This is a genomic window from Geodermatophilus obscurus (assembly GCF_900115395.1).
Lineage (GTDB): Bacteria > Actinomycetota > Actinomycetes > Mycobacteriales > Geodermatophilaceae > Geodermatophilus > Geodermatophilus obscurus_B.
In genome coordinates, this window is record NZ_FOWE01000005.1 from 194,233 (window position 1) to 219,959 (window position 25,727).

Below are 25,727 nucleotides of genomic sequence, written 5' to 3' on the forward strand. Positions count from 1 at the left end.
CGGCGCCGTCCGCGGAAGTGCTGGTCAGCTGCGTCGTCAGCCCGAGCGCAGCGTGGCCCGCAGGGCCTCCAGCCCGGTGTAGCGCGGGCGCCAGCCCAGCTGCTCGCGGGCCTTGGTGGTGTCCATGATGGCCGGGTGGCTGGCAGCCTCCACCCACTCGGCCACCGGCGGCAGGAACGGCAGCCGCGACACCGCCCGGGCGGCCAGCTGCGCGGGGGCGGCCGGCAGCGGCAGCGGGATCGCGCCGTACTCGCGCGCGACGTCGGCCGCGGTCAGCACGCCGTCGCCGGCGATGTTGTAGGCCCCGGGCGGGCCGGCCGCCACGACGCACTGCAGCAGCGCCTGCCCGACGTCGTCCTCGTGCACGAACTGCAGCGGGATCACCGGGACCGCGACCGGCACCGGGACCGGCAGCCGCCGGGTGCCCTGCTCGGCCAGCTTGCGGCCCAGCGGCGCGAGGGGGCCGGGCAGCAGGTCCTTGGCGCCGAGGGTGTGCGGGCCCAGCACCACCGGCGGGCGCAGCAGGTAGAGGTCGATCTCCGGGTGCGCCTGGGCCTCGGCCTGCAGCAGCTGCTCGAGCTCGGCCTTCTCCTGGGCGTAGAACAGCCGCGCGGCCGGGCGCACCGGCCACTCCTCGGTCATGCCCACGGGGTTGTCCGGGTGGAAGCCGTAGGCGGCGACGGAGGAGGCGTAGACGAAGCGGCGCGCGCCGGCCGCGGCGGCCGCCCGGAAGGCGTTGAGCGTGCCGTCGACGTTGATCGCCCGGGTGGTCTGCCGGGAGGCGTTGCCGGTGATGAGGAAGGCAAGGTGCACGACGACGTCGGCGCCGGCGAAGGCCTCCCGCAGTGCGCCGGCGTCGCGGACGTCGCCGCGCCGGTACTCCATCTTCGACCAGCCGCGGTCGGCCGGGTCGAAGGGACGGCGGGCGATGCCCACGACCCGGCGCACGCGGTCGTCGTCCTGCAGCAGGGGGACCAGCCCCTCGCCGAAGGTGCCGGTGGGGCCGGTGACGGCGACGGTCAGGTCGGTCTGGGGAGCGGTCACGCCGGTTCCGCTACCCGGGCCCCCGGCGGGGTGAACCAGGACCGGGCCGGCCGGGACCGGGCGGCCCGGCTCACCGGGCCGCTGCGGCCGGCTGGCTGCGCCCCAGGCCGACCAGCTCGTCCACGCCGCGGCGGATGCCGTCGGAGAGCACCTCGAGGTCGGGGAAGGCGTCGAAGTCGGCGTTGATGCCGAAGGTCATCGAGTCCAGGTAGCTGAAGATGCCGATCGAGATCCGCGTCCCGCCGCCGATGGGCACGTACGGGTGCGCCGAGACCATCCGCCTGCCGAGCACGTACAGCGGCACGCGCGGCCCGGGGACGTTGGTGGTCACCGCCTGGCACCACAGCTGCCCGGCCGACGCCGCCGCGCGCACCCCGAGCGCCAGCAGCGTCGGGGCCACGTAGTCGCCCATCGCGATGATCGAGCGGGCGTCGACGGCCTGCATCGTGCGCTTGTAGTCGTCCATCTGCCGCCGGATCAGGGTCAGCCGCTCCACCGGGTCCGGCTCGCCGACGGGCAGGTCGACGAACACCGCCGTCACCTGGTTGTTCAGCGACCCGCGCTCGTTCGGCCTGCGGACCGAGATGGGCACCATCGTGCGCACCACGGTGTCCCCGCCGAGGGCGCCGCGGCCCTGCAGCAGGTCGCGGAAGCCACGGGTGATCGCGGTGAGGACGACGTCGTTCACCGTGCCGCCGAGCGCCGTGCGAGCGGTCTTGAGCTCGGCGAACTCCGCGTCCGACCAGGCCCACCGGCGGTGCGGGCCGATCGGGCCGGTGAGCGTGCGCGCCAGCGGCGTGAGCGCCTGGCGGGCCAGCGCGGGCAGGGTCGCGGCCGCCGCACGGGCGCTGCCCACGAGGCTCTTCGCGCCGGCGGTGACCGCCTCGGGTCCGGGCAGGGAGGTGAGCTGGCGCAGCGGGGTGGTCACGGTCTCGGTGACGGCGCCGACGGCCATGGCCAGGCCCGACGGGGTGCGCTGCGGCGACCAGTCGCGCGGCGGGGCGTGCTCGGCGTCGGGGTCGATGTCGAACATCACCTGCATGAGGTCGGTGCCGGCGACGCCGTCGACCATGCAGTGGTGGACCTTGGAGATGATCGCCCAGCGGTCGTCCTCCAGGCCCTCGACCAGCCACACCTCCCACAGCGGCTTGGCCATGTCCAGGCGCTGGCCGAGCACCCGCCCCGCGAGGTTGCGCAGCTGCTCCTGCCCGCCGGGCTTCGGCACCGCGGTGTGCCGCACGTGGTAGAGGATCTGGAAGTGCGGGTCGTCGACCCACAGCGGGCGGCCGAGGCTCATCGGCACCTCGCGGACCCGCTGCCGGTAGCGGGGGACCTGCGGGAGCTTGCTCAGCAGGAGCCGGACCAGGTCGCCGTAGGACGGCGCGGGGCCCTCGAACACGGCCACGGAGCCCACGTGCAGCGGGGCGTTCTCGGTCTCGGCGTAGTAGAAGCCGGCATCGGTGGCACTCAGTCGGTCCACGGTCGCTCCCCTCCTCGTCGACGGTCGGGCGACGCTGCTGTGGTGCCGGACACAGTAGGCGGGCCCCGGCTCAGCCTGCCCGGCGGGCGGGGCCGGAGCCAGCGGCATCCACCCGGCCGAGCAGGGTGAGCAGCGCCTCGTCGACGACGGCCGTGCGGGTCAGGTTGACGCTGTGCCCGGCGCCCGGGACGACGACGAGCTCGGTCCGCTCCCCGAGCAGCTCGGCCAGCCGGCGACCGTGCGCGGCCGGGGTCAGCCGGTCGTACTCCGCGGCGACGACGGTGACCGGCACCCGGCCCAGCACCGGCAGCGCCGCCGTCTCGTCGTGGTCGAGGAAGGTGCCGTAGAAGGCCATGGTCACCGTCAGCGGCGTCTCCTCGAGCATGTCCTGCACGACCCGCACCGCCTCCGGCGTCGCGTCGTCGCGGCCGAAGAGGTACGTGCGCATGTACCGGGCGCCGATCCGGGAGCCGCGGCGGCGGTAGCGCTCCAGCAGGGGCGCCAGCAGCCGCAGCCACCACAGGTAGAGCGGCAGCAGCCGCAGCGCCTGGAGCAGCTTCACGGCGGTGCCGAGCAGGCCGGTGGAGACGAGCCCGCCGGCCGAGGTGGCCAGCAGGAACGCGCCGACGACGCGGGTGCCGATCCAGTCCGGCCGCTGCCGGGCCAGCGCCATGACCGTCATCCCGCCCATCGAGTGCCCGGCGAGGACGACCGGCTGCCCGGCCGGGACGACGGCATCGAGCACCAGCTGCAGGTCGCGGGCGGTGCGGTCGATGGTCGCCGTCGTCGGGTCGGCCCAGCTGGAGCGGCCGTGCCCGCGGTGGTCCCACAGCACGACGCGGGCGCGGTCGCGGACGGCCTCGCGCTGCAGCTCCCACTCGCCGAGGCGCGCGGTGAACCCGTGGCAGAACACCACGGTCAGCGGCGCGTCCTCGGGGCCGTCGAACTCCACGTGCAGGTCGACGCCGTCGTCGGTGCGGACGGTGCGCGACCCCGGCGGCGGTGGGCCGTCGGTGCCGGGGATGACCGGGATGCGGGGGGCGGCGGGGGAGGTCCGTCGGCGGCGGCGCATCTGTCCATGACAGCGCAGGCGCGGGGCACCGGCGACTCAGGTGCCCGGCACCGTCGTCTCGGGGCGGCGGCCGGGGGCTGCGTCGCGGACCAGGCGGCGGGCGGCGTCGACCTCGCGCGCCACGGGCGCCAGCACGCCGTCGGCGTCGATCTCGGCGTCGTCGGGCGGCCGGTGCGCGCGGACGTCGTCCTCCAGCTCGCGCAGCGCCCGCCGCAGCACCGCGACCTGCGCCGGGTCGGGGGTCCGGCCACCCTGCCCGACGGCGATCACGGCCTCGGTGACGGCGTCGGCAGTGCGCTCGAGCTGCACGATGACCGGCCACCACGCCGAGGCGCGGGAGCTGATCGGCGGCGGCTCGGCCAGGCGGCGCTGCAGCTGCGTCTGCACCTCGGTGAGCGCGCGGTAGGCCCGGCGCCGCGCCCGACGGCGGGTGGTGGGGTCGCCGGTGAAGGCCGCCCCCACGAAGTCGTCGAGGGCGAGGGTGGCGGCACGGAGCGCCTCGTCCAGCGGCGCCCGCCAGGTCTGCGGCCAGATCAGGTAGCCGGCGACCAGGACGATCGCGCAGCCGATGAGGGTGTCGACCAGGCGCGCCCCGACCAGCCCCGGGCCGCCGGGGACGGCCAGGTCGAGCAGCAGGATGATCACCGGCGTCTGGAAGACGGAGAACAGGCCGAAGTTCGCCCCCCGCGCCCACGGCAGCAGCCCCGCGCCCACGGCCATGGCGACCACCACCCAGCCGTCGCGCGGCAGGAACGACAGCAGCACCGACCCGATGAGGACGCCGAGCAGCGTGCCGGCCCCGCGCTGGACGGCCCGGGTGAACACCGACCCGAAGTCGGGCTTGAGCACGATCGCCACGGTGAGCAGCACCCAGTAGGGGCGCTCGATGGGCAGCAGCTGGCGGGCGACCTCGGCGATGCTCATGCACAGCACGAGCCGGAGGGCGAAGTCGCGGGTGTCGCGGCTGCCGAGGGTGCGGTCGGCCAGGTCGCGCAGCCGCTCGCGCCCGGACGGCCGGGGCGGGGTGACGGCGGCCTCCGCGCGCTCCTCCGGGTCGCCGACCACCGCCCACGCCAGGCGGACCCCGTGCCGCACCGCGCGCCGCTGCGGCGGGCCCTGGTCCAGCGGCGGCGGCCGGTCGGCGGGCAGCTCCCGGTCGCCGGTCACCGCGGCGGCCAGCGCGTGCACCGCGGTGACGTCGTGCGGGTCGGCGTGCACCCCGGCGCGTGCGGAGGCGACGGCGGCCTCGACCAGGGGTGCCGCGGCGTTGAGCACCCCGGCGAGCTCCGACAGCTCCCGGTTGCGGCCGGCCAGGAGGCTCCGGGTGCGGATCACCCGGTCGTAGGCGGCGTTGAGCGCGGTGGTCAGGTCGCGGCGCGCGTCGTCGGTGCCCTCGGTGCCCACGGCGGTGAGCAGGCCGGCGATGCGGGTGAGGACGGCGGCCACCGCGGCGCGGTCGGGGTCGCCGGGCTCGGTCGCGGACTGGACCAGCGTCCCGAGCGTGGCCCACGCCGCGCCGACGGCGAACCAGGCAACCTCCGCCGCCGGCGACAGCGAGGTCACCAGCCCGGACGCCAGCGCGGTGTAGACGAGCAGCTGCAGCGCGCCCAGCGACAGCGCCGAGTTGACGGCGCTGATCAGCGCCGCGGCTGCCGCGAGCAGCGCCACGACGACCACCGGCAGCACCCCGCCGCCGCTGGCGTACTGCCCGGCCACCAGCCCGACGGCGCCGAGGCCGACGGCGGCCGCGGTGCGCCGCAGCCGCTCGCGCAGCGGCCCGCCCTGCGGGGCCAGGGTGGCCGCGAGCGCCCCGGTGGTGGCGAAGACCCCGGCACCGAGCGCCGCGTCCCCGCCGACCACCAGGGCGACGGCCAGCGGCGCGGGCACGGTGACGGCGAAGCGGGCGACGTCGCGCCAGGGCACCGGCGGGGGAGTGGTGCGCACCAGTTCCTCGAGCCACGCGGGGGCGCGCCGCGACCGGTCCGCCACGTCGGGCAGCCTCTCACCCGCTCTGGGGGGCCGCCGGGATCAGGTGACCTGATCGTGGCGCGTCCTCCCTCACGGTCTGCGGTGGGGGAGGACGCGTTGCGGTGAGCCAGGACGCGTTGCGGTGGGGCAGGACGCGTTGCGGTGCGGGAGGACGCCGCGCCGCCCGTGCACGCGGCAGCATGACGGCGTGGACGCCGACGTGCGGGTCGCCGACCCGGCCGACCTCGAGCGGCTGCCGGAGGTGGAGGCCGCCGCGGACGCGCTCTTCGAGCCGCTCGGCATCACCGGCCTCCCGCCGCCGCAGACCGCGCAGCAGCGTGCGGCGTCCTGGCGGGTCCTGGTCGCCGGACGCCCCGCCGTCGGCTTCGCCGCCCTGCAGCGGGTCGACGACGACGTGCACCTCGAGCAGCTCTCCGTGCACCCGTCGGCCGGGCGGCGTGGGCTCGGGACCGCCCTGCTCGACGCCGCCGTGCGGGCCGCGCGGGAGGCCGGGGCGGCGCGGGTCACGCTGACCACGTACGCCGACGTCCCGTGGAACGGGCCCTGGTACGCCGCCCGCGGCTTCACGGTGCTGCCCGACCCCGGTCCGGAGCTGACCGCGCTGCTCGCCGCGGAGGCCACCGTCGGGCTGACCGTCCACGGCCGCCGGATCGCGATGGCCCGGCCGCTCTGACCTAGGGTCGGCGCCCGTGACCGCCACCCTGGGCGAGGTCGTCGCCGCGCTGGAGGCCCGCTACGACCCGGCGCTGGCCGAGAGCTGGGACGCCGTCGGGCTGGTGTGCGGTGACCCGGCCGACCCGGTCGAGCGGGTGCTCGTCGCCGTGGACCCGGTCGCCGCCGTGGTCGACGAGGCGGTCGAGAGCGGTGCCGGACTGCTGGTCACCCACCACCCGCTGTTCCTCACCGCGGTGCACGGCGTGCCCGCCGACGACCCGAAGGGGCGCCTGGTGCACCGGCTGGTGCGGGCCGGCTGCGGGCTGTTCGTCGCCCACACCAACGCCGACCGCGCCGCCGATGTCGGCGTCAACGACGCGCTGGCCGCCGTCCTCGGGCTGACCGCGACCCGGCCGCTGGAGCCGGTCGCCCCGGGCTCGCGGCAGGGGCTGGGCCGGGTGGGGGAGCTGGCGGAGCCGACGACGCTGGCCGCCTTCGCCGCGCACGCGGCGGCCGTGCTGCCGGCGACGGCGGGCGGGGTGCGCGCGGCCGGCGACCCGGACCGCCCGGTGCGCACGGTCGCCGTGTGCGGGGGCAGCGGCGGCTCGCTGCTGCCGGCCGCCGCGGCCGCCGGCGCCGACGTCCTGCTCACCAGCGACCTGCGGCACCACCCGGTCTCGGAGTCGCAGGAGCGCCCCGGGCCGGCCGTCTGCGACGTCGCGCACTTCGCCTCCGAGTGGCCCTGGGTACCGGTCGCCGCCGAGGTGCTGGCCGCGGACCTCTCCGGCAGGGTCGCGGTGGCCGCCTCCCGGCTGCGCACCGATCCCTGGGCGGTGCACGCGAGCCCGCCGGGGGGCGCCGGGTCCGCGGGTAGGTTGAGCGGGTGAAGGCCGACCACTTCGAGCAGCAGAAGCTCCTGGCCCTGGCCGACGAGGACGTCGCGCTCACCCAGCTCGCCCACCGGAAGCGGACCCTGCCGGAGGTCGCCGCCGTCGAGGCCGCAGCGGGGTCCGAGCGGGCCTTCGCGGAGGCCGAGGTCCGGGCGGGGACCGAGGTGCGCGACCTCGACCGGGAGCAGAAGCGGCTCGAGGCCGACGTCGACACCGTCCGGACGCGGGCGTCGCGCGACCAGTCGCGGATCGACTCCGGTGCGGCGACGGCGAAGGAGATCACCTCGCTGCAGTCGGAGCTGCAGTCGCTCGCCCGGCGGCAGTCCGACCTCGAGGACCAGGTGCTCGAGCTCATGGAGCGCCGGGAGACCGCCGACGCCGCGCTCGCCGCTGCGCAGTCCGGCCGCGCCTCCGCCGCCGCCGACCGGGAGCGGGCCGAGCAGCTGCGCGACGACGCCCTCGCCGACATCGCCGACTCGACCGGACGCCACCAGGCCACGCGGGACGAGGTCGCCGCCGGCCTGTCGGAGCCGCTGCTGTCGCTGTACGACCGCATCCGCAAGCAGACCGGCACCACCGGCGCGGCGATGCTCAAGGCGCGCCAGTGCCAGGGCTGCCGGATCGAGCTCAACGGCCGCGAGCTCGCCGCCGTCCGCAACGCCGACCCGCACGAGGTCGTCCGGTGCGAGAACTGCGGCCGGATCCTGGTCCGCACCGCCGAGTCGGGGCTGTGAGCCGCCGGTTCGTCGTGGAGGCCGACGGGGGCTCGCGGGGCAACCCGGGTCCGGCCGGCTACGGCGCGCTGGTCCGCGACGCCGACACCGGGCGGGTGCTCGCCGAGCGCGCCGCATCCGTCGGCCGGGCCACGAACAACGTCGCCGAGTACGGCGGCCTGGTGGCCGGGCTGCAGGCCGCCCTCGACCTCGACCCGGGCGCGCAGGTCGAGGTGCGGATGGACTCCAAGCTCGTCGTCGAGCAGATGTCGGGGCGATGGAAGATCAAGCACCCGGACATGCAGAAGCTCGCCGTGCAGGCCCGCGACATCGCCCGCCGGCTCGGCGGCGTCCGCTACACCTGGGTGCCGCGGGCGCAGAACGGCGCCGCCGACGCCCTGGCCAACAGCGCCATGGACGGCCGGCCGGTGCACCGCGACCTGGCCGCCGAGCCGTCGGTGGCCGAGGACGACGTCCAGCCCACGGCCGAGCCCGCCCCGGTCGTCACCACGGTGACGCACCTGCTGCGGCACGGGCGGACCGAGCACACACCCGAGCGTCGCTACAGCGGCCGCAACGACCTGCCGCTGTCGGCCACCGGGCGCGCCGAGGCCGAGGCGGCGGCCGCCCGGGCGGCGGACCTCGGCATCGAGGTCGTCGTCGCCTCCCCGCTGCGCCGCACGCGGGAGACCGCGGAGGTCGTGGCCGCCGCGCTGGGCCTGCCGGTCGAGTTCGACGACGACCTGGTCGAGCTCGACTTCGGCGACCTCGAGGGGCTGACCGCCACCGAGGCGCGGGAGCGGCACCCGCTGGCGGCCCGCCGGTTCACGTCCGACGTGACCGTGGCGGCGCCGAACGGCGAGTCGGTGGCCGACGTGGCGAAGCGGGTCGCGCGGGCCCGCGTCCGGCTGCTCGAGCGGCACGCCGGGCGGACCGTGCTCGTGGTCAGCCACGTGACGCCGATCAAGCTGCTGCTGGCCGCCGGCCTCGGGGTCGGGGACGAGGTGGTGCACCGGGTGTTCCTGGAGGCCGCGTCGCTGTCGACCGTGGCGTGGTCCTCCGACGGCCGCACGTCCGTCCGCCTGGTCAACGACACGGCGCACCTGCGCTGAGGCCCGTCGAGATCGCGTGATCTCGCACGTCCGGGGCGTCCCCGGCGTACGAGATCACGCGATCTCGACGGCATAGGGAGGGGAGGGACGGCCTACAGCCGGCCGGCGTCGATGACGCGGCGGAGGAACTGCCGGGTCCGCGGGTGCTGCGGCTCACCGAGCACCTGCGCCGGCGGTCCGGACTCCAGCAGCACCCCGCCGTCGAGGAAGGCCACCGTGTCGGCCACCTGGCGGGCGAAGCCCATCTCGTGGGTGGCCATCACGATCGTCATCCCCTGCGCGGCGACCTCGCGCACCAGCGCCAGCACCTCGCCGACGAGCTCGGGGTCGAGCGCGCTGGTCACCTCGTCGAGCAGGAGCACCCGCGGGCGGACGGCGAGCGCCCGCACGATCGCCACCCGCTGCTGCTGCCCACCGGAGAGCCGGTCGGGGTACTCGGCCGCCTTGTCGCCCAGCCCGATCCGGTCGAGCAGCGCCCGCGCCTCCTCGGCCGCCTCGGACCTCGACCGCCCGTGCACGACCGTCGGCGCGAGCGTCACGTTGTCGAGCACCGACAGGTGCGGGAACAGGTTGTAGGCCTGGAAGACCACGCCCATCCGCCGGCGCACCCGGTCGGCGTCGGCCCGCGGGTCGGTGACGTCCTCCCCGTCGAGCAGCACCTGGCCGTCGTCGACGGTCTCCAGCAGCGACGCGCAGCGCAGCAGCGTCGACTTGCCCGATCCCGACCCGCCGATGAGCGCCACCACGCGGTGCTCGTCGACGGCGAGGTCGACCCCGCGCAGCACCACGTTCGCGCCGAACGCCTTCACGATCCCGCGCAGCTCCAGGACACTCACAGCAACGAACCGCTCTGCTGCCGGCGGCGGGCGCGGGCGGTGACGGCGTCGGCCAGCCGGGCCGAGGGGACGGCGAGCAGCACGAACAGCAGCCCGGCGACGACGTAGGGCGTGAAGTTGAACGTCTGCCCGACCTGGATCTGCGCCGAGCGGACGGCGTCGATCGCGCCGAGGACGGAGATCAGCCCGACGTCCTTCTGCAGCGCGACGAAGTCGTTGAGCAGCGCCGGGGTGACCGTGCGCAGCGCCTGCGGCAGCACGACGATCCGCATCGTCTGCCGGTGGGTGAGCCCGAGGGAGCGGGCCGCGGCGCGCTGGCTGGGGTGCACCGACTCGATGCCGGCCCGGAACACCTCGGCCACGTACGCGGAGTAGACGAGCACGATGGCCGCCGTCCCCAGGACGAACGGCGACGTCGGCACGCCCTGCAGGCCCAGGGCCGGGAACCCGAAGCCGACGAGGTACAGCACGATGATCAGCGGGACGCCGCGGAAGAGGTCGACGTAGACCGTCGCGAGGATCCGCAGCGGGGCCCAGGCCGGGCCGCGCAGCGTCCGCAGCGCCGCCGTCCCCAGCCCGGCGACGAGCACCAGCAGCCCGCCGACGACGAGCACCTGCAGGTTGACCACCAAGCCGCGGGCGATGTCGGGCAGCGACTCCAGCGCCGCCGACGGCGAGAAGAACGTCGCCTGCACCCGCGGCCAGCCCGGCGAGCTGGTGACCGCGACGTAGGCGACGACGGCGAAGACGAGCGTGGAGGCCAGCGCGACGAGCGTGGACCGGCGGGCGCGGCGACGGCGCCAGGCCCGGCGGCCCAGCTCCAACTCGCTGGGCGGCGGCAGCCCGCCGCCCGGGACGGGCGCGCTCAGGACAGGACGGGGGCGTCGGCGACGTCGGAGAGCCACTCCTGCTCGAGGTCGGCCAGCGTGCCGTCCTCGCGCAGGGCGTCGACCGCCTGGGACACGCAGTCGGTGAGCGGGCTGTCCTTGGCCAGCAGCAGGCCGAACTGGTCGCCGCCCTCGCCGGAGTCCTCGAGCTGGCCGACGATCACGCCGTCCTCGAGCTCGGCCGCGGTGATGAAGAAGGCGGTCGGCAGGTCGACGACGATCGCGTCGACCTGACCGTTCTGCAGCGCGAGCTTGGCGTCGTCGTTGGTGTTGAACACGACCGGGTCGCTCTCGGGGGCGATGACGTCGGTGAGGACCTGCAGGCTCGTCGTCGCCACCTGGGCGCCCAGGCGCAGGCCGCGCAGGTCGTCCAGCGACGTGGCGCCGTCGGCGGCCGAGCCCGCGGTCGTGATGACCGCCTGGCTGACCGTGTAGTACGGCGAGGAGAAGTCGACGGCCTGGCGGCGCTCCTCGGTGATGGAGAACTGGTTGACGTCGAAGTCGAAGGGCCGCGGTCCGGGCTGGATCGCGGCGGTGAAGGGCACCCGGGTCCAGGTGACCTGGTCCTCGGTGTACCCGAGCTGCTCGGCGACGGCGTAGGCGACGGCGGACTCGAAGCCCTGCCCGTTCTCGGGGGTGTCGTCGACCATCCACGGCTCGTAGGCCGGCTGGTCGGTGGCGATGGTGAGCGTGCCCGGCTCGAGGGTGTCGAGCTCGTCGGGGGTGCACGCGCCGGTGGTCGCGGAGCCGCTGCCCGTGGCGGCCGCGTCGGTCGACTCCTCCTGCGGGGCGCACGCCGCGATCGCCAGGGCGGTGGCGGCGGCCAGGGCGAGGGGGAGCGGGTGACGGCGCATCGGGGGTCCCTTGATCGACGGGGGTACGGCGCGGTGATCGTAGGACCGCCGCCGGTGTGTCCGGCCTCACCGTGCGTCCGCAACCGATGAGTTGAGGACGCCGCGCCGGTCGGAGGGGGGACGGCTCCGTCCGGGAGCCGGTGTCGAGGAGGTGCGCCATGGGTGCTGTGGTGCTGTTCGCCGCGGTCTCGCTGGACGGGTACGTGGGCCGGGACGACGACATGCCGGGACCGCTGTTCGACTGGTACGGCAACGGCGACGTCGAGCTGTCCTTCAGCGACCGGGACCGGCCCTTCCACGTCACGCGGGCGACGGCGGAGTTCCTGCGGCCGTTCGCCGAGCGGGCGGGCGTCATGGTCGTCGGGCGCCGCCTGTTCGACATCACGAACGGCTGGGAGGGCGTGCCCCCGAACGGCGAGCACGTCGTCGTGGTCACCCACCGCCCGGCCGACGACTGGCCGCACGCCGGCACGGCGCCGTTCTCCTTCGTGCCCGACGTGGGGACCGGGATCGAGCGGGCGCGGGAGATGGCCGGCGACCGCGACGTCACGGTGAGCGCGGGCGACGTCGGCGGGCAGGCGCTGCGCGCCGGCCTGGTCGACCGGGTGGTGCTCGCGCTCGTCCCGGTGGTCCTGGGCTCGGGCAAGCCGTACTTCGGCGCCGGCGGCCCACCGGAGATCGAGTTCGAGGACCCGCAGGTGGTGCAGGGCAGGCGGGTGACGCACCTGGTCTACGACGTCCGGCGCTGACGCCGGGGAAGCGCCCGGGGTGGCCGCGCGTTGCACCGGGCACCCCGCCGCCGTCGCCTCCGACGCGGCGGGGAGCATGAGAGCCCCGTCCCCTCCGAGGAGCCCCGTGACCGCGACCATCGCGCCCGCCACCCCCGCCGTCGTCGGCGACGAGCGCACCCTGTCGCCCGCCGAGTACGAGACCTGGGCGGCCGAGGTCCGCCGGCTGGCCGACGAGCGCGGCGCGGTCGTGCTCGCGCACAACTACCAGGTGCCCGAGATCCAGGACGTCGCCCACTTCACCGGTGACTCGCTGTACCTGTCGCGGGTCGCGGCGCAGACCGACGCCCGGGAGATCGTCTTCTGCGGCGTCCACTTCATGGCCGAGACGGCGAAGATCCTCTCGCCGGACAAGACGGTGCTCCTGCCCGACCACGCCGCCGGCTGCTCGCTGGCTGACTCGATCACCGCCGAGCAGCTGCGCGAGTGGAAGGCCGAGCACCCGGGCGCCGTCGTCGTCAGCTACGTCAACACCACGGCCGCGGTGAAGGCCGAGACCGACATCTGCTGCACGTCGTCGAACGCCGCCGACGTCATCCGCTCCATCCCGGCCGACCGCGAGATCCTCTTCTGCCCCGACCAGTTCCTCGGCGCGCACGTCAGGCGCGTGACCGGGCGCGAGGACATCCACGTGTGGGCGGGGGAGTGCCACGTGCACGCCGGCATCAGCCCGGCCGACGTCCGCGCGCAGGTCGCCGCCCACCCCGACGCGGAGATCCTCGTGCACCCCGAGTGCGGCTGCACCACCTCCGTGCTCGACCTGGTCAGCCATGGCGACCTGCCGGCCGACCGCACCCGCGTGCTGTCCACCGGCGGGATGGTCGAGGCCGCGGCGCGCACGTCGTCGGGCCAGGTGCTGGTGGCCACCGAGATCGGCATCCTGCACCAGCTGCGCGCGCTCAACAGCGGGACGGCGTTCATCCCGATGAACGAGCGGGCCGCCTGCCGCTACATGAAGATGATCACCCCGGCGAAGCTGCTGCACACGCTGCGCACCGGCGAGGGCGCGATCGACGTCGACCCCGACACCGCCGCCCGCGCCCGCCGCGCCGTCGAGGCCATGGTGGCCATCGGCGAGCCCGGCCGCGGCGGCGAATGAAGGACCTCCTGCCCCCCACCCCTCGCAGGCTCGGGGCGGGACCCTGCAGGAGGCCGTTCCAGCACGTCACCTGGTGAACAGGTAGGCCGACACCGTCAGGCCGAAGACGACGATCAGCACGCGCAGCGGGGTCGCCGGGATGCGGCCGGCGATGCGGGCGCCGGCGAAGCCGCCCACCAGGCTCGCCGGCGCCGCGACGGCCACCACCGCCCACGCGACCGGGCCGAACAGCCCGAACACCACGAGCGTGACCGTCGCCGTCACCGCGGAGAACGCCGACTTGAGCGCGTTGGCCAGCGGCAGCCGGTGCAGCGCCGTGCCCAGGACGCCGACCAGGATCACGCCCAGCGCCCCGCCGAAGTAGCCGCCGTAGACGGTGGCGAGGAACAGCGCGAGGAACAGCCACCACGGGTCGCGCACGGTGGCGTCGTCGCGGTCGCGCAGCCGGCGGGTGAGCAGCGGCTGCACCGCGAGCAGCAGGCTGGCCAGCAGCACGAGCACCGGCACGACGACGTCGAAGGCCTCGCTCGGCGTGGTCAGCAGCAGCACGCTGCCGGCCGTCCCGCCCAGCGCCGAGACGACGCCGAGGCGCAGGAGCCGGCCGCGCTGGCCGGCGTACTCGCGGCGGAACCCCACCATCCCGCCGAGGTAGCCGGGCCACTGCGCGACCGAGTTGGTGACATTGGCCGCGACCGTCGGCAACCCGAGCGCCACCAGGGTCGGGAACAGGATCAGCGACCCGCCCCCGGCGATCGAGTTGACGACGCCCGCCAGCAGGGCGACCGCCGCCGCGATCAGCAGGTCGGCGGCCGGCACGGGGCCGCAGCCTACGGTGACCGCATGCGACTGCCCGCCCCGGCGACCTGGCTGGCCGCCGCACTCGGCGGCTCCGGCGTGCTGCACCTCGTGCGGCCCCGGACCTACGAGTGGCTGGTGCCCCCGGAGCTCGGCGACGCCCGCGCGTGGGTGCTGGGCAGCGGCGTCGCCGAGGTGGCCGCCGCGGCGCTGCTGAGCGCGCCGCCCACCCGCCGCGCCGGGGGCTGGGCCGCCGCCGGGCTGCTGGCGTCGTTCCTGCCGGCGCACCTGCACCACGTCCGCATCGCCCGGGGGAACCCGGCGCTGCTGGCGGCCGCGACCGTGCGGCTGCCCCTCCAGGGGCCGATGATCGCCGCGGCTCTGCGGGTCGCCCGCGGGCGCTGAGACCCCGGCGCGCCCGGTTGTCCTCCACCGGACGGGGCACGACGGAGTGGTGGACAGTGGTTGCCATGCGCAAGTGGCTGCCGCTGGTCGCGATCTGCACCGGCACGTTCATGCTCCTGGTCGACGTCACGATCGTGAACGTCGCCCTGCCGGACATGGCGACCGACCTGGACACCTCCTTCGGCCAGCTGCAGTGGGTGGTCGACGTCTACGCGCTGGCCCTCGCCGCGCTGGTGCTCGGCGCGGGCTCGCTGGCCGACCTCTACGGGCGCCGCCGGCTCTACCTGATCGGGCTCGTCCTGTTCGCGCTCGCCTCGCTGGCCTGCGGCCTGGCCCCGGACGCCGGCTCGCTGGTCGCCGCCCGCGGAGCGCAGGGGATCGGCGGGGCGATCATGTTCGCCACCACGATCGCGCTGATCAACACCGGCTACGAGGGCCGCGACCGCGGGACCGCCTTCGGCATCTGGGGCGCCGTCTCCGGGGCGGCGGCCGCCATCGGGCCGATCCTGGGCGGCGCGCTCACCGAGCTGTCCTGGCGCTGGATCTTCTACGTCAACCTGCCCTTCTGCGTGCTCGCCGTGGTCCTGACGCTCAGGGCCGTCGCCGAGACCCGGCAGCCCGGCGCACCGCGCCCGGACCTCCCCGGCATCGGGCTGTTCACCCTCGGCGCCGGCGGCCTGGTGTTCGGCCTCGTCCGCGCCGCCGCCGACGGCTGGGACGCACCGGCCGCCTGGGCGCCGCTGGCCGGTGGCCTGCTCGCGCTGGCCGTGTGGGTGCTCGTCGAGCTGCGCCGGCGGGCCCCGATGCTCGACGTCCGGCTCTTCGGCAGCCGCTCCTTCACCGGGATCATGATCGGGTCGCTGCTGCTCAACGCCTCGGCGTTCGCCTCGCTGGTGTTCACCTCACTGTGGCTGCAGTCGGTCGGCGGGCTCTCGCCGCTGCAGACGGGGCTGGTGTTCGTCCCGCTGTCGCTGGTCAGCTTCGTCGTCGCCGCGGCCGCCGGCCGGGCGCTGCAGGCCCGCCCGCCCGGCCCGGTGATCGGCGGCGGGCTGCTGCTCGTCGGCGCCGGCTCGCTGCTGATGGCGCTGGTCGACGGCGACTCCACCTGGCGGGTCCTGGTGGCCGGCCTCGCCGTCCTCGGCGCCGGGGTGGGCCTGGCGACCCCGCTGCTGGCGTCGGCGGCCCTGGCGGCGGTGCCCCGGGAGCGCAGCGGCATGGCCTCGGGGGCGGTCAACACCGCCCGGCAGCTCGGCTTCGCCCTCGGCGTCGCGGTGCTGGGCAGCGTCTTCACCGCGGGGGCGGCGGCCCCGCTGCGCGACGCCGGTGCCCCCGACCCCGGCGGGACGGCGACCGCGCTGAGCGCCGGGCAGGCCGGACGGATCGTCGGGGCCGCGCCGCCGGCCGAGCGGGGCGCGCTGGCCGACCTGCTCGGCGGCGCCTACGCCGACGGGCTGCGTGACGTGTTCCTCGTCTGCGGTGCGGCCGGCGTCGTCGGCGGGGTCCTGGTGCTGCTGCTCGTGCGCGCCGCCGCGCCCGGGCAGGCGCCGGCCGCGCGTCCCGCGGCCGCCGCCACGCGCTGACCGGGGCAGACTGCCCGCATGCCCGAGCCGTTCCCCGACGACTGGGAGCGCGCGCTCGTGGTCGTCGCCCACCCCGACGACGTCGAGTACGGCTGCGCGGCCGCCGTCGCGGCGTGGACCGCCGCCGGGCGCGACGTGCGGTACGTGCTGGCCACCAGCGGGGAGGCCGGCATCGCCGGGCTGCCGCCGGAGGCCGCCGGGCCGCTGCGCGAGCGGGAGCAGCGGGCGTCCGCGGCGGTGGTCGGGGTGCCGGTCGTCGAGTTCCTCGGTCACCCCGACGGGCGGCTCACCGAGGGGCTGGACCTGCGGCGGTCCCTGGCGGCGGCGATCCGCCGGCACCGGCCGGAGCTGGTGGTGACGATGCACTGGGGCGAGACGTGGACGCCGCCGGAGGTCGCGCCCGCGTACTGGAACAGCGCCGACCACCGGGCGCTGGGCCGGTCGGTGCTCGACGCGGTGGGCGACGCCGCGAACGAGTGGATCTTCCCCGAGCTCGCCGACCCGGAGCCGTGGCGGGGCGTGCGCTGGACCGCCGTCTCCACCCCGGTGGGGGTGACGCACGCCGTCGACGTGACCGCCGTCGTCGACCTCGCGGTGGCCTCCCTCGCCGAGCACCGCCGCTACCTCGAGGCGCTGTCGGACGACCCGGTCGAGGAGCAGGCGCGGCGGCAGGTCGAGCGGGCGACCCCCGCCGACGACGCCGGGCGGCGGCTGGCGGGGTTCCGGCTCTACGCAGGCTGACGAGGGCCGGCCGACGAGGACGCCGGCCGACGAGGGCGCGGCCCCGGGGAGTCCCCGGAGCCGCGTCCCGGACCAGTCAGGGGTTGAAGCTGACGTGCACGTGGTCGTAGTGGTTCGCGGTGATCGACCCGCGGTCCTCCATCGCCCGCCAGCCGGAGCCGCCGATGATGAAGATCCGCTGCTCCCAGATGACGTACTCGACGCCGAACCGCTCGGCGTTGTCGATCACGAACTGGGCGACGGCGTCCCCCTTGGCGGAGTCGGCGTAGACCATGAAGTCCGCGGCGAGCTCCTGGGTGGGGGAGTGTCCCGGCCGGGTGAGGACCGTGGACACCGCGTGCGCCTGGGTCACCTCGGCCACCACCGGGCGGACGTGCGGTGCCCACGCGCTGTAGGAGGTCGAGGTGGGCGTCGGCTTGCCGGCGGGGTCGGTGGAGATCGGCAGCGCCGCGGCCGGAGCCGGTGCGGCGGCCCCGGCGGGCACCTCAGGCGCAGGTGCGGGTGCAGGCGCGGGGGCCGGTGCCGGCGCCGGAACCTCGGCGGGCGCGGGCGCCTCCGCCGTGGCCGCGGTCCGGTCCCAGCGGTCCCAGCCGTGGTCCCGGTCGTGGTCCCGGTCGTGCGCCTGGGCGGCCGACTGGCCGGCCAGGCCGAAGGTGACGGCGAGGGCGCCGGCGGTGAGCGTGCGGCGGAACGTGCGCCGGTGGGTGTTCGAGGGCATGACGAGGAGAACTCCTGACGAGTGTCCGGGGCCGCCGTGAGCGAGCGGTCCCGTCGTGATCGAGGGGTGGCACGAGGCCGGGCGGGCAGTCGGACACGGGCCGCACGCGGGGCACTGCTGGAGCGCAGGCCGACACGAGGGCAGTCGAGGTCCGTTCCCGTCCACGCGGCGACCGGCGGGTGTGCAGGGCGGGTCGCGGCGGCGGTGTCTGGAGGGGTGCGAGCGCGCCAGGGCAGGCGCCTGCGGCGCACCCCGTTGCGGATCTCCGTTCTTCCCAGGGCCGCCTACCGGGTCAGCTGACGGGTTCGGGCGGGGAGACGCCCTACCCGCTCCCGAGCGGGGCTCGGAGGCGGGACTCACCCCAGTGGTTCGGTGGGTCCCCGGCTCACGGCCACGGACGTGGTCGCGACTCGGCGGCATCCGGCGCGGCTCCCCCCGAGTGGAGGCGGTGACGACCGGCCGGACGCCGAAACCGTAGAGGGGTTGTCGTCCTGTGACAATCCGAGGAGTCCGGACTTGGCGAGTTGGCTGGTCACCGTCCGCGTGTCGTTCACCTCGACCGCGTGTCGGCGTCGGCCGGCGCCCCGGCTGGGCCCGAAACCAGCGGGAACGGTTCCGTCCTGTGGGCACCCCGGTGCCGGGTCCGACAGGGTGGGGGCGGCAACCGCGACCACGCCCCGGGAGGACGACGGTGACCGACACGGACACGCGCGAGGAGACCACCGCCCCCCAGGGCAGCGGCCCGTTGGCGCCCGACGAGCTGGAGCGCATCCACGCGTGGTGGCGGGCGGCCAACTACCTGTCGGTCGGGCAGATCTACCTGATGGGCAACCCGCTGCTGCGCGAGCCGCTGCGCTCGGAGCACGTCAAGCCGCGGCTGCTGGGCCACTGGGGCACCACGCCCGGCCTGAACTTCGTCTACGCGCACCTCAACCGGGCGATCACCGCCCGCGACCTCGACTGCATGTACGTGATGGGCCCCGGGCACGGCGGCCCCGGGCCGGTGGCAGCGGCGTGGCTGGAGGGCACCTACAGCGAGGTCTACCCCGACGTGTCGCAGGACGGGCCGGGGATGGCGCGGCTGTTCACGCAGTTCAGCTTCCCGGGCGGGATCCCCAGCCACGTCGCCCCTGAGACGCCCGGCTCCATCCACGAGGGCGGCGAGCTCGGCTACGCCCTGGTGCACGCCTACGGGGCCGCCTTCGACAACCCCGACCTGGTGGTGGCGGCGGTCGTCGGCGACGGCGAGGCCGAGACCGGCCCGCTGGCGGCGAGCTGGCACACCACCAAGTTCGTCGACCCGTCCCGCGACGGCGCCGTGCTGCCGATCCTGCACCTCAACGGCTACAAGATCGCCAACCCGACGGTGCTCGCCCGCATCGAGCCCGAGGAGCTCGACGCCCTGCTGCGCGGCTACGGGCACACGCCGTACGTGGTGGAGGGCAGCGACCCCGAGCTCATGCACCAGCAGTTCGCCGCCGCACTCGACCGCTGCCTCGACGAGATCGCGGAGATCCAGCGGCGGGCGCGGGAGGACGGCGTCACCGAGCGGCCGCGCTGGCCGATGATCGTGCTGCGCTCGCCGAAGGGGTGGACCGGCCCGGCCGAGGTCGACGGGCACCGCGTCGAGGGCTCGTGGCGCTCGCACCAGGTGCCCTTCGCCGACGCCCGGCAGGACGACGCCCACCGCGAGGTGCTCGAGCAGTGGCTGCGCAGCTACCGCCCCGAGGAGCTCTTCGACGACGACGGCGCCCCGGTGCCGGCCGTCCGCGACCTGCACCCGCAGGGGATGCGGCGGATGAGCGCGAGCCCGCACGCCAACGGCGGCATCCTGCTGCAGCCGCTGCGGATGCCGGACTTCCGCGACTACGCCGTGCCCGTGGAGGAGCCGGGCACCGGTGCGGTGGAGGCCACCCGGGTGCTGGGGGAGTTCCTCCGCGACGTCATGCGCCGCAACGGCGACAACTTCCGGGTGTTCGCCCCCGACGAGAACAACTCCAACCGGCTCGGCGCCGTGCTGGAGGCCACCGACCGCACCTGGATGGCGCGCCGCGAGGAGGAGGACGACCACCTCGCCCCCGACGGCCGGGTCATGGAGGTGCTCAGCGAGCACCTCTGCCAGGGCTGGCTGGAGGGCTACCTCCTCACCGGCCGGCACGGCCTGTTCTCCTGCTACGAGGCGTTCATCCACGTGGTCGACTCGATGTTCAACCAGCACGCCAAGTGGCTGAAGACCACGAACGGGATCCCGTGGCGGCAGCCGGTAGCGTCGCTGAACTACCTGCTCACCTCGCACGTGTGGCGCCAGGACCACAACGGCTTCTCCCACCAGGACCCCGGCTTCATCGACCACGTCGTCAACAAGAAGGCCGACGTCATCCGGGTGTACCTGCCGCCGGACGCCAACACCCTGCTGTCGGTGGGCGACCACTGCCTGCGCAGCCGGCAGTACGTCAACGTGATCGTGGCGGGCAAGCAGGCGGCGCTGCAGTACCTCGACATGCCGCGGGCGGTCGAGCACTGCACCAAGGGCCTCGGCATCTGGGAGTGGGCCAGCACCGACGCCGGTGCCGAGCCCGACGTCGTCCTCGCCTGCGCCGGGGACGTGCCGACGATGGAGGCGCTCGCGGCGGCGGAGATCCTGCGCAACGCGTTCCCCGACCTGCGGCTCCGGTTCGTCAACGTCGTCGACCTGATGCGGCTGCAGGACGACCGGGAGCACCCGCACGGGCTCTCCGACGCGGAGTTCGACTCCTACTTCACCAGCGACAAGCCGGTCGTCTTCGCCTACCACGGCTACCCGTGGCTGATCCACCGGCTGACCTACCGGCGCACCAACCACGGGAACCTGCACGTGCGCGGGTACGTCGAGGAGGGCACGACGACGACGCCGTTCGACATGTGCGTGCTCAACGGCATCGACCGCTACGACCTGGCCATCGACGTCATCGACCGGGTGCCCCGGCTGCGGGCCCGCGGGGCGCACCTGCGCGACCGGCTGCGCAACCAGCTCATCGAGCACCGCCGGCACGTGCACGCCACCGGCGAGGACCTGCCGGAGGTGCGGAACTGGCAGTGGGGGTCGGGCGCCGGGCCGGTCGTCGTCGGCGGGGACAACCAGCCGTTGCACGAGCCGGAGGACTGAGTCCGGTCACCTAGACTGTCGGGCACGACGGACGAGTCGGCCGGGCGGTCGCGTCGGCGGGGGAGACCCCGTCGCCGAGGAACGTCCGGGCTCCACAGGGCAGGGTGGTCGCCAACAGCGACCCGGGGTGACCCGCGGGACAGTGCCACAGAGAACAGACCGCCAGCAGTTCGCTGCTGGTCAGGGTGAAACGGTGGTGTAAGAGACCACCAGCGCACCGGGTGACCGGTGCGGCTCGGTAAACCCCACCCGGAGCAAGGTCGAGAAGGGACGGCGGCGCGAGTCGCCGTCCTGCGCAGGCGTTCGAGGGCTGCCCGCCCGAGCCTGCGGGTGGACCGCTCGAGCCCGCCGGCAACGGCGGGCCTAGATGGATGACCGCCCATCGGGAGGCCGCGAGGCGCCCGAGGACAGAACCCGGCGTACAGGCCGACTCGTCCGTCGTCCCCCACCTGACCTGCACGTTCAGGTCCGGCGGTGGTTCCCGTTCCTCGGATGTTCCTCAGCCGCGGGAGCCGGCACGGCATCCACCGCGGCCGGGTCCGGTCGTCGTAGTCCGGCCACAGGTGGCTGTCGGTGTCGAGGGTCCCGGAGGCCGAGGCGTGGCCCAGCCGCGCCTGTACGGTCCGGTCGACCGTCAGCCCGAGGGCCTCGCCCTGTCGCAGAACCCTGCCGGTGGCGAGGGTGACCAATTCCCGGTAGCGCTCCGGGACGGCGTCGGTGAGCGCCCGGAGCGCCTCGGTCGACAGCGGCTCGATGCGCTGCTCGTGGACCGTGGGCAGTCGCGTCCCCGTGCAGGGCGACTCGATGGTGCGGCGGTCTCGGACAGCGGCCTTGAAGACCGCCGACAGGATGCGGTGGACGACGCCGACCGTGCCCGGCGCGAGCGTCTTCGCCAGTCGCTCGACGAGGCCTGCACGACGCTCGGCAGCCGGGGCCTGAGGAGGAGGAGGCCTCCTTCCTGCGGTGTAGACGGTGCGGGAACCGGTGGTCCCTGGAGTGGGTCGAACAGCCTCGCCGCGGGCGAGGCGCCACACCTGCGGGCATCGACATGCTCGGCGCCGCCGCCTCCCTCGGAGCCGGCTCTTACCCCGCCTCAGGGAAGGACTCCGATGTTCCCTCGAATGTCCGCTCTCGGCAGCGCCGCGACCTTCTACGCACTGGCCGTCGTGATGGTCACGGTGGTGGCGGCGACCGGCGGCAGTACGACGGTGGCCATGATCACCCCGGTCGTCGCCGCGGTGCTGATGCTGCTGGTCGTCACCCGTGACGGCTGGACACGGTCCGGATGGGCCTCGCTGGGTCTGCACCGGCTAGGGCTGCGGCTGTGGCCGGTGGCCGTCCTGGTACCCCTGGCAGTGATCTCGCTGGGGGGAGCGGTTGCTGCCGCCCTCGGCATCGCCGAGTGGAACCCTGTCGGCCAGCCCGGGGAGTTCGGCCCGGCGTCGTGGCCGGTGATCGTCGCAACCAACATCCTGTATGCCGCCCTCACGGTGAGCTTGACCGAGGAGATCGGCTGGCGCGGCTACCTGCTCCCCCGGCTGGTCGCGCTGGGGGAGCGGCGGGCCATGCTGCTCAGCGGCCTGATGCACGGCATCTGGCACCTGCCGGTCGTCCTGCTGACCAGCCTCTACCTCCCCGCGGGCAACCGGGCGGTGGTGATCCCGATGTTCCTGCTCTGCGTGGCGGCCGGCGGTGTCCTGATGGGCTGGCTGCGCCTGCGCACGGACAGTGTGTGGCCGGCGGTCCTCGCGCACTCCGCGCACAACGTCGCGATCTTCTGGCTCGCCGACCTCCTCGACGGCCAGGAGACGTCGATGGCATACATCGCCGGGGAGGCCGGAGTGGTGCCGGTCGCCACCTACGTGGCGCTCGCCGCGGTCCTGCTGGTGCGCACCCGGCCGGCAAAGGGCTCCAGTGGGTATCCGGTGGCGGTCCCGCCCGCACGCGCGCCGGAGGCCAGTGCTCTGTGATCGGCGAGGCCGGACCGCGTTCCCGCCGGGCTGCGCGGGCGCGGTCCGGCCTGCTGCCCTGGAACGATGCGGACGTCGCGCTCGGGACGGGGCCGGGGTGGCGCCCGCGGCCCTAACCTCTGGCGCGTGCAGCGCACCGGTGCTCCCGATCGGCGTTCCCTCGCTGCCGGTCCCGAGGACGGCGTTCCGGGCCGTCCCGCCGGTCGGATCGGTACGGCGGCCCTGACCGCGGCGCCCACCGTGCTGGTCCTCCTGATGAGCACCAGCGGGCTCGATGACGCCCACCGCGCCCACGGCTGGTGGCCCCTGCTGGGAGTCCTGGGTCAGACCCTGCCGCTGCTCCTCCTGCGCCGTGCCCCCGGGTCCGTGCTCGTCGTCGTGGCCGGCGTGACGGCCGCCCAGCTGGCTGCCGGGTTGCCGGTGACGAACGGCATGATGGGGCAGGCGGTCGCCACCGGTGCGGTCGTCGCGCGGACGCGGTGGCCGACCGCCTCGGTGGTGCCCGTCGCCGTGCTCGCGACGAGCTGGGGGAGCGCGTGGGCGGGAGGGCAGCCCGGCCTCCTCCGTTTCGTCTCGGTCACCGCGCTTGCCCTGCTGGTGGCGTGGCTGCTGGGCGATGCTGCGGGCCGGCGGGCGCAGGTGCGCCGCGGCATGGAGGCCGCACTCTCCCGCCGTCGGAACCGTGCCCGTCTCCACGGCCACGTGGTGGCCACGGAAGAGCGGCTGCGCATCACCCGCGAGCTCCATGACCTGGTGGGGGAGGCGCTCGACGCCGTCGTCCTGCACGTCGAAGCCTCCCGCTCGCACCGCGGCCGGCCGGAGGCGGCGAGTCAGCTGCAGTCGATCGAGGAGCTGGGACGTCAGGTCCTCGCCGAACTCGACGGCTACCTTCGCTACCTGCGGCGACCCGTCTTCGAGGGTCAGCGGACGGCGGATCCCGGTTCGGCGCCGGTCGCCGTTCCGGAGGGGCGCCGGCTGCCGACCGCTTCCCGGTTCTCCTCGATCGGATCGGTGCTCGGTGTCGCCTTCCTGACCTTCGTCGACGAGTTGTCGGTACCCCTGGAGGACTGGCCGTTCCCGGCATGGCCCGCCGTGTCGACGGCTGTGGTCGCCGTGCCGCTGCTCCTGCGCCAGCGCGCCCCGGAGGCGGTCCTCGGTGTCCTCCTCACCCTGTTGGCCGGGCTCGCGCTGGTCGGCATGCCGATCGGGAGCGGCGGCCTCCTCGCCATCGCTGTCGCCCTGCACGAGGTCGCTTCGGGGCGAAGCCGGCGTCGGGCCCTGCTGGGGGCGGTGTCGTCGTGCCTGGTGCTGCTGGCAGTGACCGTGCTGGTGTATCCGCAGGAGTTCGGCGCGTTCGCCGGGCCCCTCCTCGCTCTCGTCGCGGGGGCGCTGTACGTGGGTGACACGGCCCGCGTCGCGCGGGAGCACAACGAGTCCCTGGCCAGGCGCGTCGCCGAGGCCGAGGAGGAGGACCGACTCCGCGAGCGTGCCGCCGTGGCCGACGAGCGCACCCGCATGGCACGGGACCTGCACGACTCGATCGGCCACACCCTGTCCCTGATCGTGCTCCAGGCAGGGGCAGCACGCCTGGCGGCCGCCTCGCCGGGAGATGCGTCCGAACGGCAGGTGGCGGACGCCCTACGGTCCATCGAGACGACGGCGCGGACGGCGCTGAGGGAGCTGGACGCCGTCGTGCACTCACTCGGGGGAGACCCTGAGGACGACGGCCTCATCGTGCCCGGCCCCGCCGACCTGGACGACGTCGTCCAAGGGGTTCGTGCGGCCGGCACCCGCGTCGACGTGGCCGCCGCCCCGACAGGCGACCTTCCCCGTTCGCTCCAGGTCGCGATCCTGCGCATCGTCCAGGAGGCCCTGACCAACGTCGTGAAGCACGCGCCGGGGGCCCGTGCAACGGTCCAGGTCGTCCGGTCCGACGACTCGGTGAGCGTGACCGTCTCCAACGATCCCGGATCGCGTCCGGACCGGGTGCTGCCCTCCGGAGGACGGGGACTGGCCGGCATGCAGGAGAGGGTCTCGATGTTCCACGGCGAGCTCTCGGCGGGGCCCGACGGCAGGGGCGGACACCGTGTCGACGCCCGCATCCCGGTGCCCCGCCGCCCCACCTCACCGCCCTCCCTCGCCCCGACGGCAGGAGACCACCGGTGACGATCCGAGTTCTCATCGTGGACGACGACACCCTGATCCGGACCGGCCTCCGGCTCATCCTCGACACCCAGCCGGACCTGGACGTCGTGGGTGAGGCCGGTGACGGTGGCGCCGCCGTCGCCCAGGTGCGTGCCCTGCGTCCCGACGTCGTGCTGATGGACGTGCAGATGCCGCGGATGGACGGTCTGCGGGCCACCGCCGAGATCACCGGTACGGCCGATGCGCCGCGCGTGATCATCCTGACCACCTTCGAACTCGATGAGTACGTGTTCCAGGCGTTGCGTTCGGGTGCGAGCGGTTTCCTGTTGAAGCGGACCCCGGCCGAGGAGCTGGTGGCCGCGATCCGGACGGTGGCGGGAGGGGAGGCGCTGCTGGCGCCCTCGGTGACGCGGCGGCTGATCGAGGCCTTCGCCGCGCAGCCGGTGCCGCACCACCCCGACCAGGCCCTGTTGGGCGAGCTGACCGCTCGAGAACTGCAGATCTGGCGGTACCTCGCCCGAGGCCTGAGCAACGCGGAGATCGCCGAGGCGCTGTTCCTCAGCACGCTCACCGTCAAGACGCACGTCACCAACCTGCTGAACAAGCTGCGTCTGCGGGACCGCACCCAGGCGGTGGTCCTGGCCTATGAGTCCGGCCTGGTGACCCCTGGTGCGCTGGAGACGCCGTCGGGTCCTTGAACGGCGGCCGGACGCACTGCCCCGGCGGGAGTGGGGAGCTACTCCGCTCGGAGTAGCGGGATGCGCCTCGAGCGGTCCTCCGGGTCGGGTCACGAACCTCGTTCCGGGCGAG

22 protein-coding genes, 1 other RNA gene and 1 riboswitch are annotated in these 25,727 nt (G+C 75.1%); of the genes, 14 read left to right on the forward strand and 9 right to left on the reverse strand.

What is annotated here, in order from left to right; all coding sequences use genetic code 11:
• Positions 1-36: 36 nt before the first annotated feature.
• The 4 genes from BM165_RS11510 to BM165_RS11525 all read right to left on the reverse strand — a co-directional run bounded on the left by BM165_RS11510 (position 37) and on the right by BM165_RS11525 (position 5,585).
• On the reverse strand, positions 37-1,044 hold the full coding sequence (locus BM165_RS11510) for an NAD-dependent epimerase/dehydratase family protein (RefSeq protein ID WP_083427269.1): 1,008 nt from the start codon (positions 1,042-1,044) through the stop codon (positions 37-39).
• 70 nt (positions 1,045-1,114) lie between these two features.
• Complete coding sequence (locus BM165_RS11515; RefSeq protein ID WP_075013686.1) at positions 1,115-2,524, reverse strand: WS/DGAT/MGAT family O-acyltransferase; 1,410 nt, start codon at positions 2,522-2,524, stop codon at positions 1,115-1,117.
• Between the two features lie 70 nt (positions 2,525-2,594).
• Positions 2,595-3,596 (reverse strand): alpha/beta fold hydrolase, encoded by a 1,002-nt coding sequence (locus tag BM165_RS11520; protein ID WP_083427270.1) that lies wholly within the window; start codon positions 3,594-3,596, stop codon positions 2,595-2,597.
• A 36-nt stretch (positions 3,597-3,632) separates the two neighbouring features.
• Positions 3,633-5,585, reverse strand: a complete 1,953-nt coding sequence (locus tag BM165_RS11525; RefSeq protein WP_075013687.1) for an FUSC family protein — start codon at positions 5,583-5,585, stop codon at positions 3,633-3,635.
• Positions 5,586-5,772: 187 nt separating this feature from the next.
• Here BM165_RS11525 and BM165_RS11530 point away from each other — a divergent pair, with 187 nt between their 5' ends.
• From BM165_RS11530 to BM165_RS11545, 4 genes are read left to right on the forward strand one after another with little or no spacing between them, the layout of a single operon-like run.
• Positions 5,773-6,258 (forward strand): GNAT family N-acetyltransferase, encoded by a 486-nt coding sequence (locus BM165_RS11530; protein WP_075013688.1) that lies wholly within the window; start codon positions 5,773-5,775, stop codon positions 6,256-6,258.
• Positions 6,259-6,274: 16 nt separating this feature from the next.
• The gene (locus BM165_RS11535; RefSeq protein WP_075013689.1) at positions 6,275-7,126 is read left to right on the forward strand and encodes a Nif3-like dinuclear metal center hexameric protein; all 852 of its coding nucleotides are present in this window, start codon (positions 6,275-6,277) and stop codon (positions 7,124-7,126) included.
• Positions 7,123-7,863 (forward strand): zinc ribbon domain-containing protein, encoded by a 741-nt coding sequence (locus BM165_RS11540; protein WP_075013690.1) that lies wholly within the window; start codon positions 7,123-7,125, stop codon positions 7,861-7,863. The genes BM165_RS11535 and BM165_RS11540 overlap by 4 nt, the downstream gene beginning before the upstream one ends.
• On the forward strand, positions 7,860-8,954 hold the full coding sequence (locus BM165_RS11545; protein WP_075013691.1) for a bifunctional RNase H/acid phosphatase: 1,095 nt from the start codon (positions 7,860-7,862) through the stop codon (positions 8,952-8,954). The genes BM165_RS11540 and BM165_RS11545 overlap by 4 nt, the downstream gene beginning before the upstream one ends.
• 92 nt (positions 8,955-9,046) lie before the next feature.
• Here BM165_RS11545 and BM165_RS11550 read toward each other — a convergent pair whose 3' ends face one another.
• The 3 genes from BM165_RS11550 to BM165_RS24280 are packed head-to-tail and all read right to left on the reverse strand — an operon-like array spanning position 9,047 to position 11,531.
• Entirely contained in the window at positions 9,047-9,790 is a 744-nt protein-coding gene (locus BM165_RS11550; protein ID WP_075013692.1) for an amino acid ABC transporter ATP-binding protein, read from the reverse strand.
• Complete coding sequence (locus BM165_RS24275; RefSeq protein ID WP_208976718.1) at positions 9,787-10,614, reverse strand: amino acid ABC transporter permease; 828 nt, start codon at positions 10,612-10,614, stop codon at positions 9,787-9,789. The genes BM165_RS11550 and BM165_RS24275 overlap by 4 nt, the downstream gene beginning before the upstream one ends.
• Before the next feature lie 41 nt (positions 10,615-10,655).
• Positions 10,656-11,531, reverse strand: coding sequence for an ABC transporter substrate-binding protein (locus tag BM165_RS24280; RefSeq protein ID WP_075013693.1), 876 nt, complete (start codon positions 11,529-11,531; stop codon positions 10,656-10,658).
• Positions 11,532-11,689: 158 nt separating this feature from the next.
• Between BM165_RS24280 and BM165_RS11565 the strand changes: the two genes are divergently transcribed.
• Both BM165_RS11565 and nadA read left to right on the forward strand, forming a co-directional pair.
• Positions 11,690-12,280 carry a dihydrofolate reductase family protein gene (locus BM165_RS11565; RefSeq protein ID WP_075013694.1) on the forward strand — a complete coding sequence of 197 codons (591 nt, stop codon included), beginning with the start codon at positions 11,690-11,692 and terminating at the stop codon, positions 12,278-12,280.
• A gap of 106 nt (positions 12,281-12,386) precedes the next feature.
• Positions 12,387-13,418, forward strand: coding sequence for a quinolinate synthase NadA (nadA, locus tag BM165_RS11570; protein WP_244274175.1), 1,032 nt, complete (start codon positions 12,387-12,389; stop codon positions 13,416-13,418).
• Positions 13,419-13,484: 66 nt separating this feature from the next.
• Here nadA and BM165_RS11575 read toward each other — a convergent pair whose 3' ends face one another.
• On the reverse strand, positions 13,485-14,234 hold the full coding sequence (locus BM165_RS11575) for a sulfite exporter TauE/SafE family protein (RefSeq protein WP_075013695.1): 750 nt from the start codon (positions 14,232-14,234) through the stop codon (positions 13,485-13,487).
• A gap of 24 nt (positions 14,235-14,258) precedes the next feature.
• Between BM165_RS11575 and BM165_RS11580 the strand changes: the two genes are divergently transcribed.
• The 3 genes from BM165_RS11580 (at position 14,259) to BM165_RS11590 (ending at position 16,939) form a co-directional block, all read left to right on the forward strand.
• A complete protein-coding gene (locus tag BM165_RS11580) occupies positions 14,259-14,618 on the forward strand; it encodes a DoxX family protein (RefSeq protein ID WP_075013696.1) in 360 nt (119 codons plus the stop codon).
• A gap of 65 nt (positions 14,619-14,683) precedes the next feature.
• Positions 14,684-16,198, forward strand: coding sequence for an MFS transporter (locus BM165_RS11585; RefSeq protein WP_075013697.1), 1,515 nt, complete (start codon positions 14,684-14,686; stop codon positions 16,196-16,198).
• An 18-nt stretch (positions 16,199-16,216) separates the two neighbouring features.
• Entirely contained in the window at positions 16,217-16,939 is a 723-nt protein-coding gene (locus BM165_RS11590; RefSeq protein ID WP_075013698.1) for a PIG-L deacetylase family protein, read from the forward strand.
• 76 nt (positions 16,940-17,015) lie between these two features.
• On the opposite strand, the gene BM165_RS24750 is transcribed toward BM165_RS11590, so the two are convergent.
• On the reverse strand, positions 17,016-17,657 hold the full coding sequence (locus BM165_RS24750; protein WP_177225171.1) for a VldE C-terminal domain-containing protein: 642 nt from the start codon (positions 17,655-17,657) through the stop codon (positions 17,016-17,018).
• Between the two features lie 266 nt (positions 17,658-17,923).
• Positions 17,924-18,083: riboswitch (cyclic di-AMP (ydaO/yuaA leader) on the reverse strand.
• A gap of 265 nt (positions 18,084-18,348) precedes the next feature.
• On the opposite strand from BM165_RS24750, the gene BM165_RS11605 reads away from it, so the two are divergent.
• The 5 genes from BM165_RS11605 to BM165_RS11625 all read left to right on the forward strand — a co-directional run bounded on the left by BM165_RS11605 (position 18,349) and on the right by BM165_RS11625 (position 25,615).
• Positions 18,349-20,802, forward strand: coding sequence for a phosphoketolase family protein (locus BM165_RS11605; RefSeq protein ID WP_075013701.1), 2,454 nt, complete (start codon positions 18,349-18,351; stop codon positions 20,800-20,802).
• Positions 20,803-20,834: 32 nt separating this feature from the next.
• Positions 20,835-21,240, forward strand: an RNA gene (rnpB, locus tag BM165_RS11610) — RNase P RNA component class A.
• Positions 21,241-21,923: 683 nt separating this feature from the next.
• Complete coding sequence (locus tag BM165_RS11615) at positions 21,924-22,772, forward strand: CPBP family intramembrane glutamic endopeptidase (RefSeq protein WP_075013702.1); 849 nt, start codon at positions 21,924-21,926, stop codon at positions 22,770-22,772.
• 255 nt (positions 22,773-23,027) lie between these two features.
• A complete protein-coding gene (locus BM165_RS11620) occupies positions 23,028-24,938 on the forward strand; it encodes a sensor histidine kinase (RefSeq protein ID WP_143108135.1) in 1,911 nt (636 codons plus the stop codon).
• The gene (locus BM165_RS11625) at positions 24,935-25,615 is read left to right on the forward strand and encodes a response regulator transcription factor (protein ID WP_075013704.1); all 681 of its coding nucleotides are present in this window, start codon (positions 24,935-24,937) and stop codon (positions 25,613-25,615) included. Before BM165_RS11620 ends, BM165_RS11625 begins: the two co-directional genes overlap by 4 nt.
• Positions 25,616-25,727 lie beyond the last annotated feature (112 nt).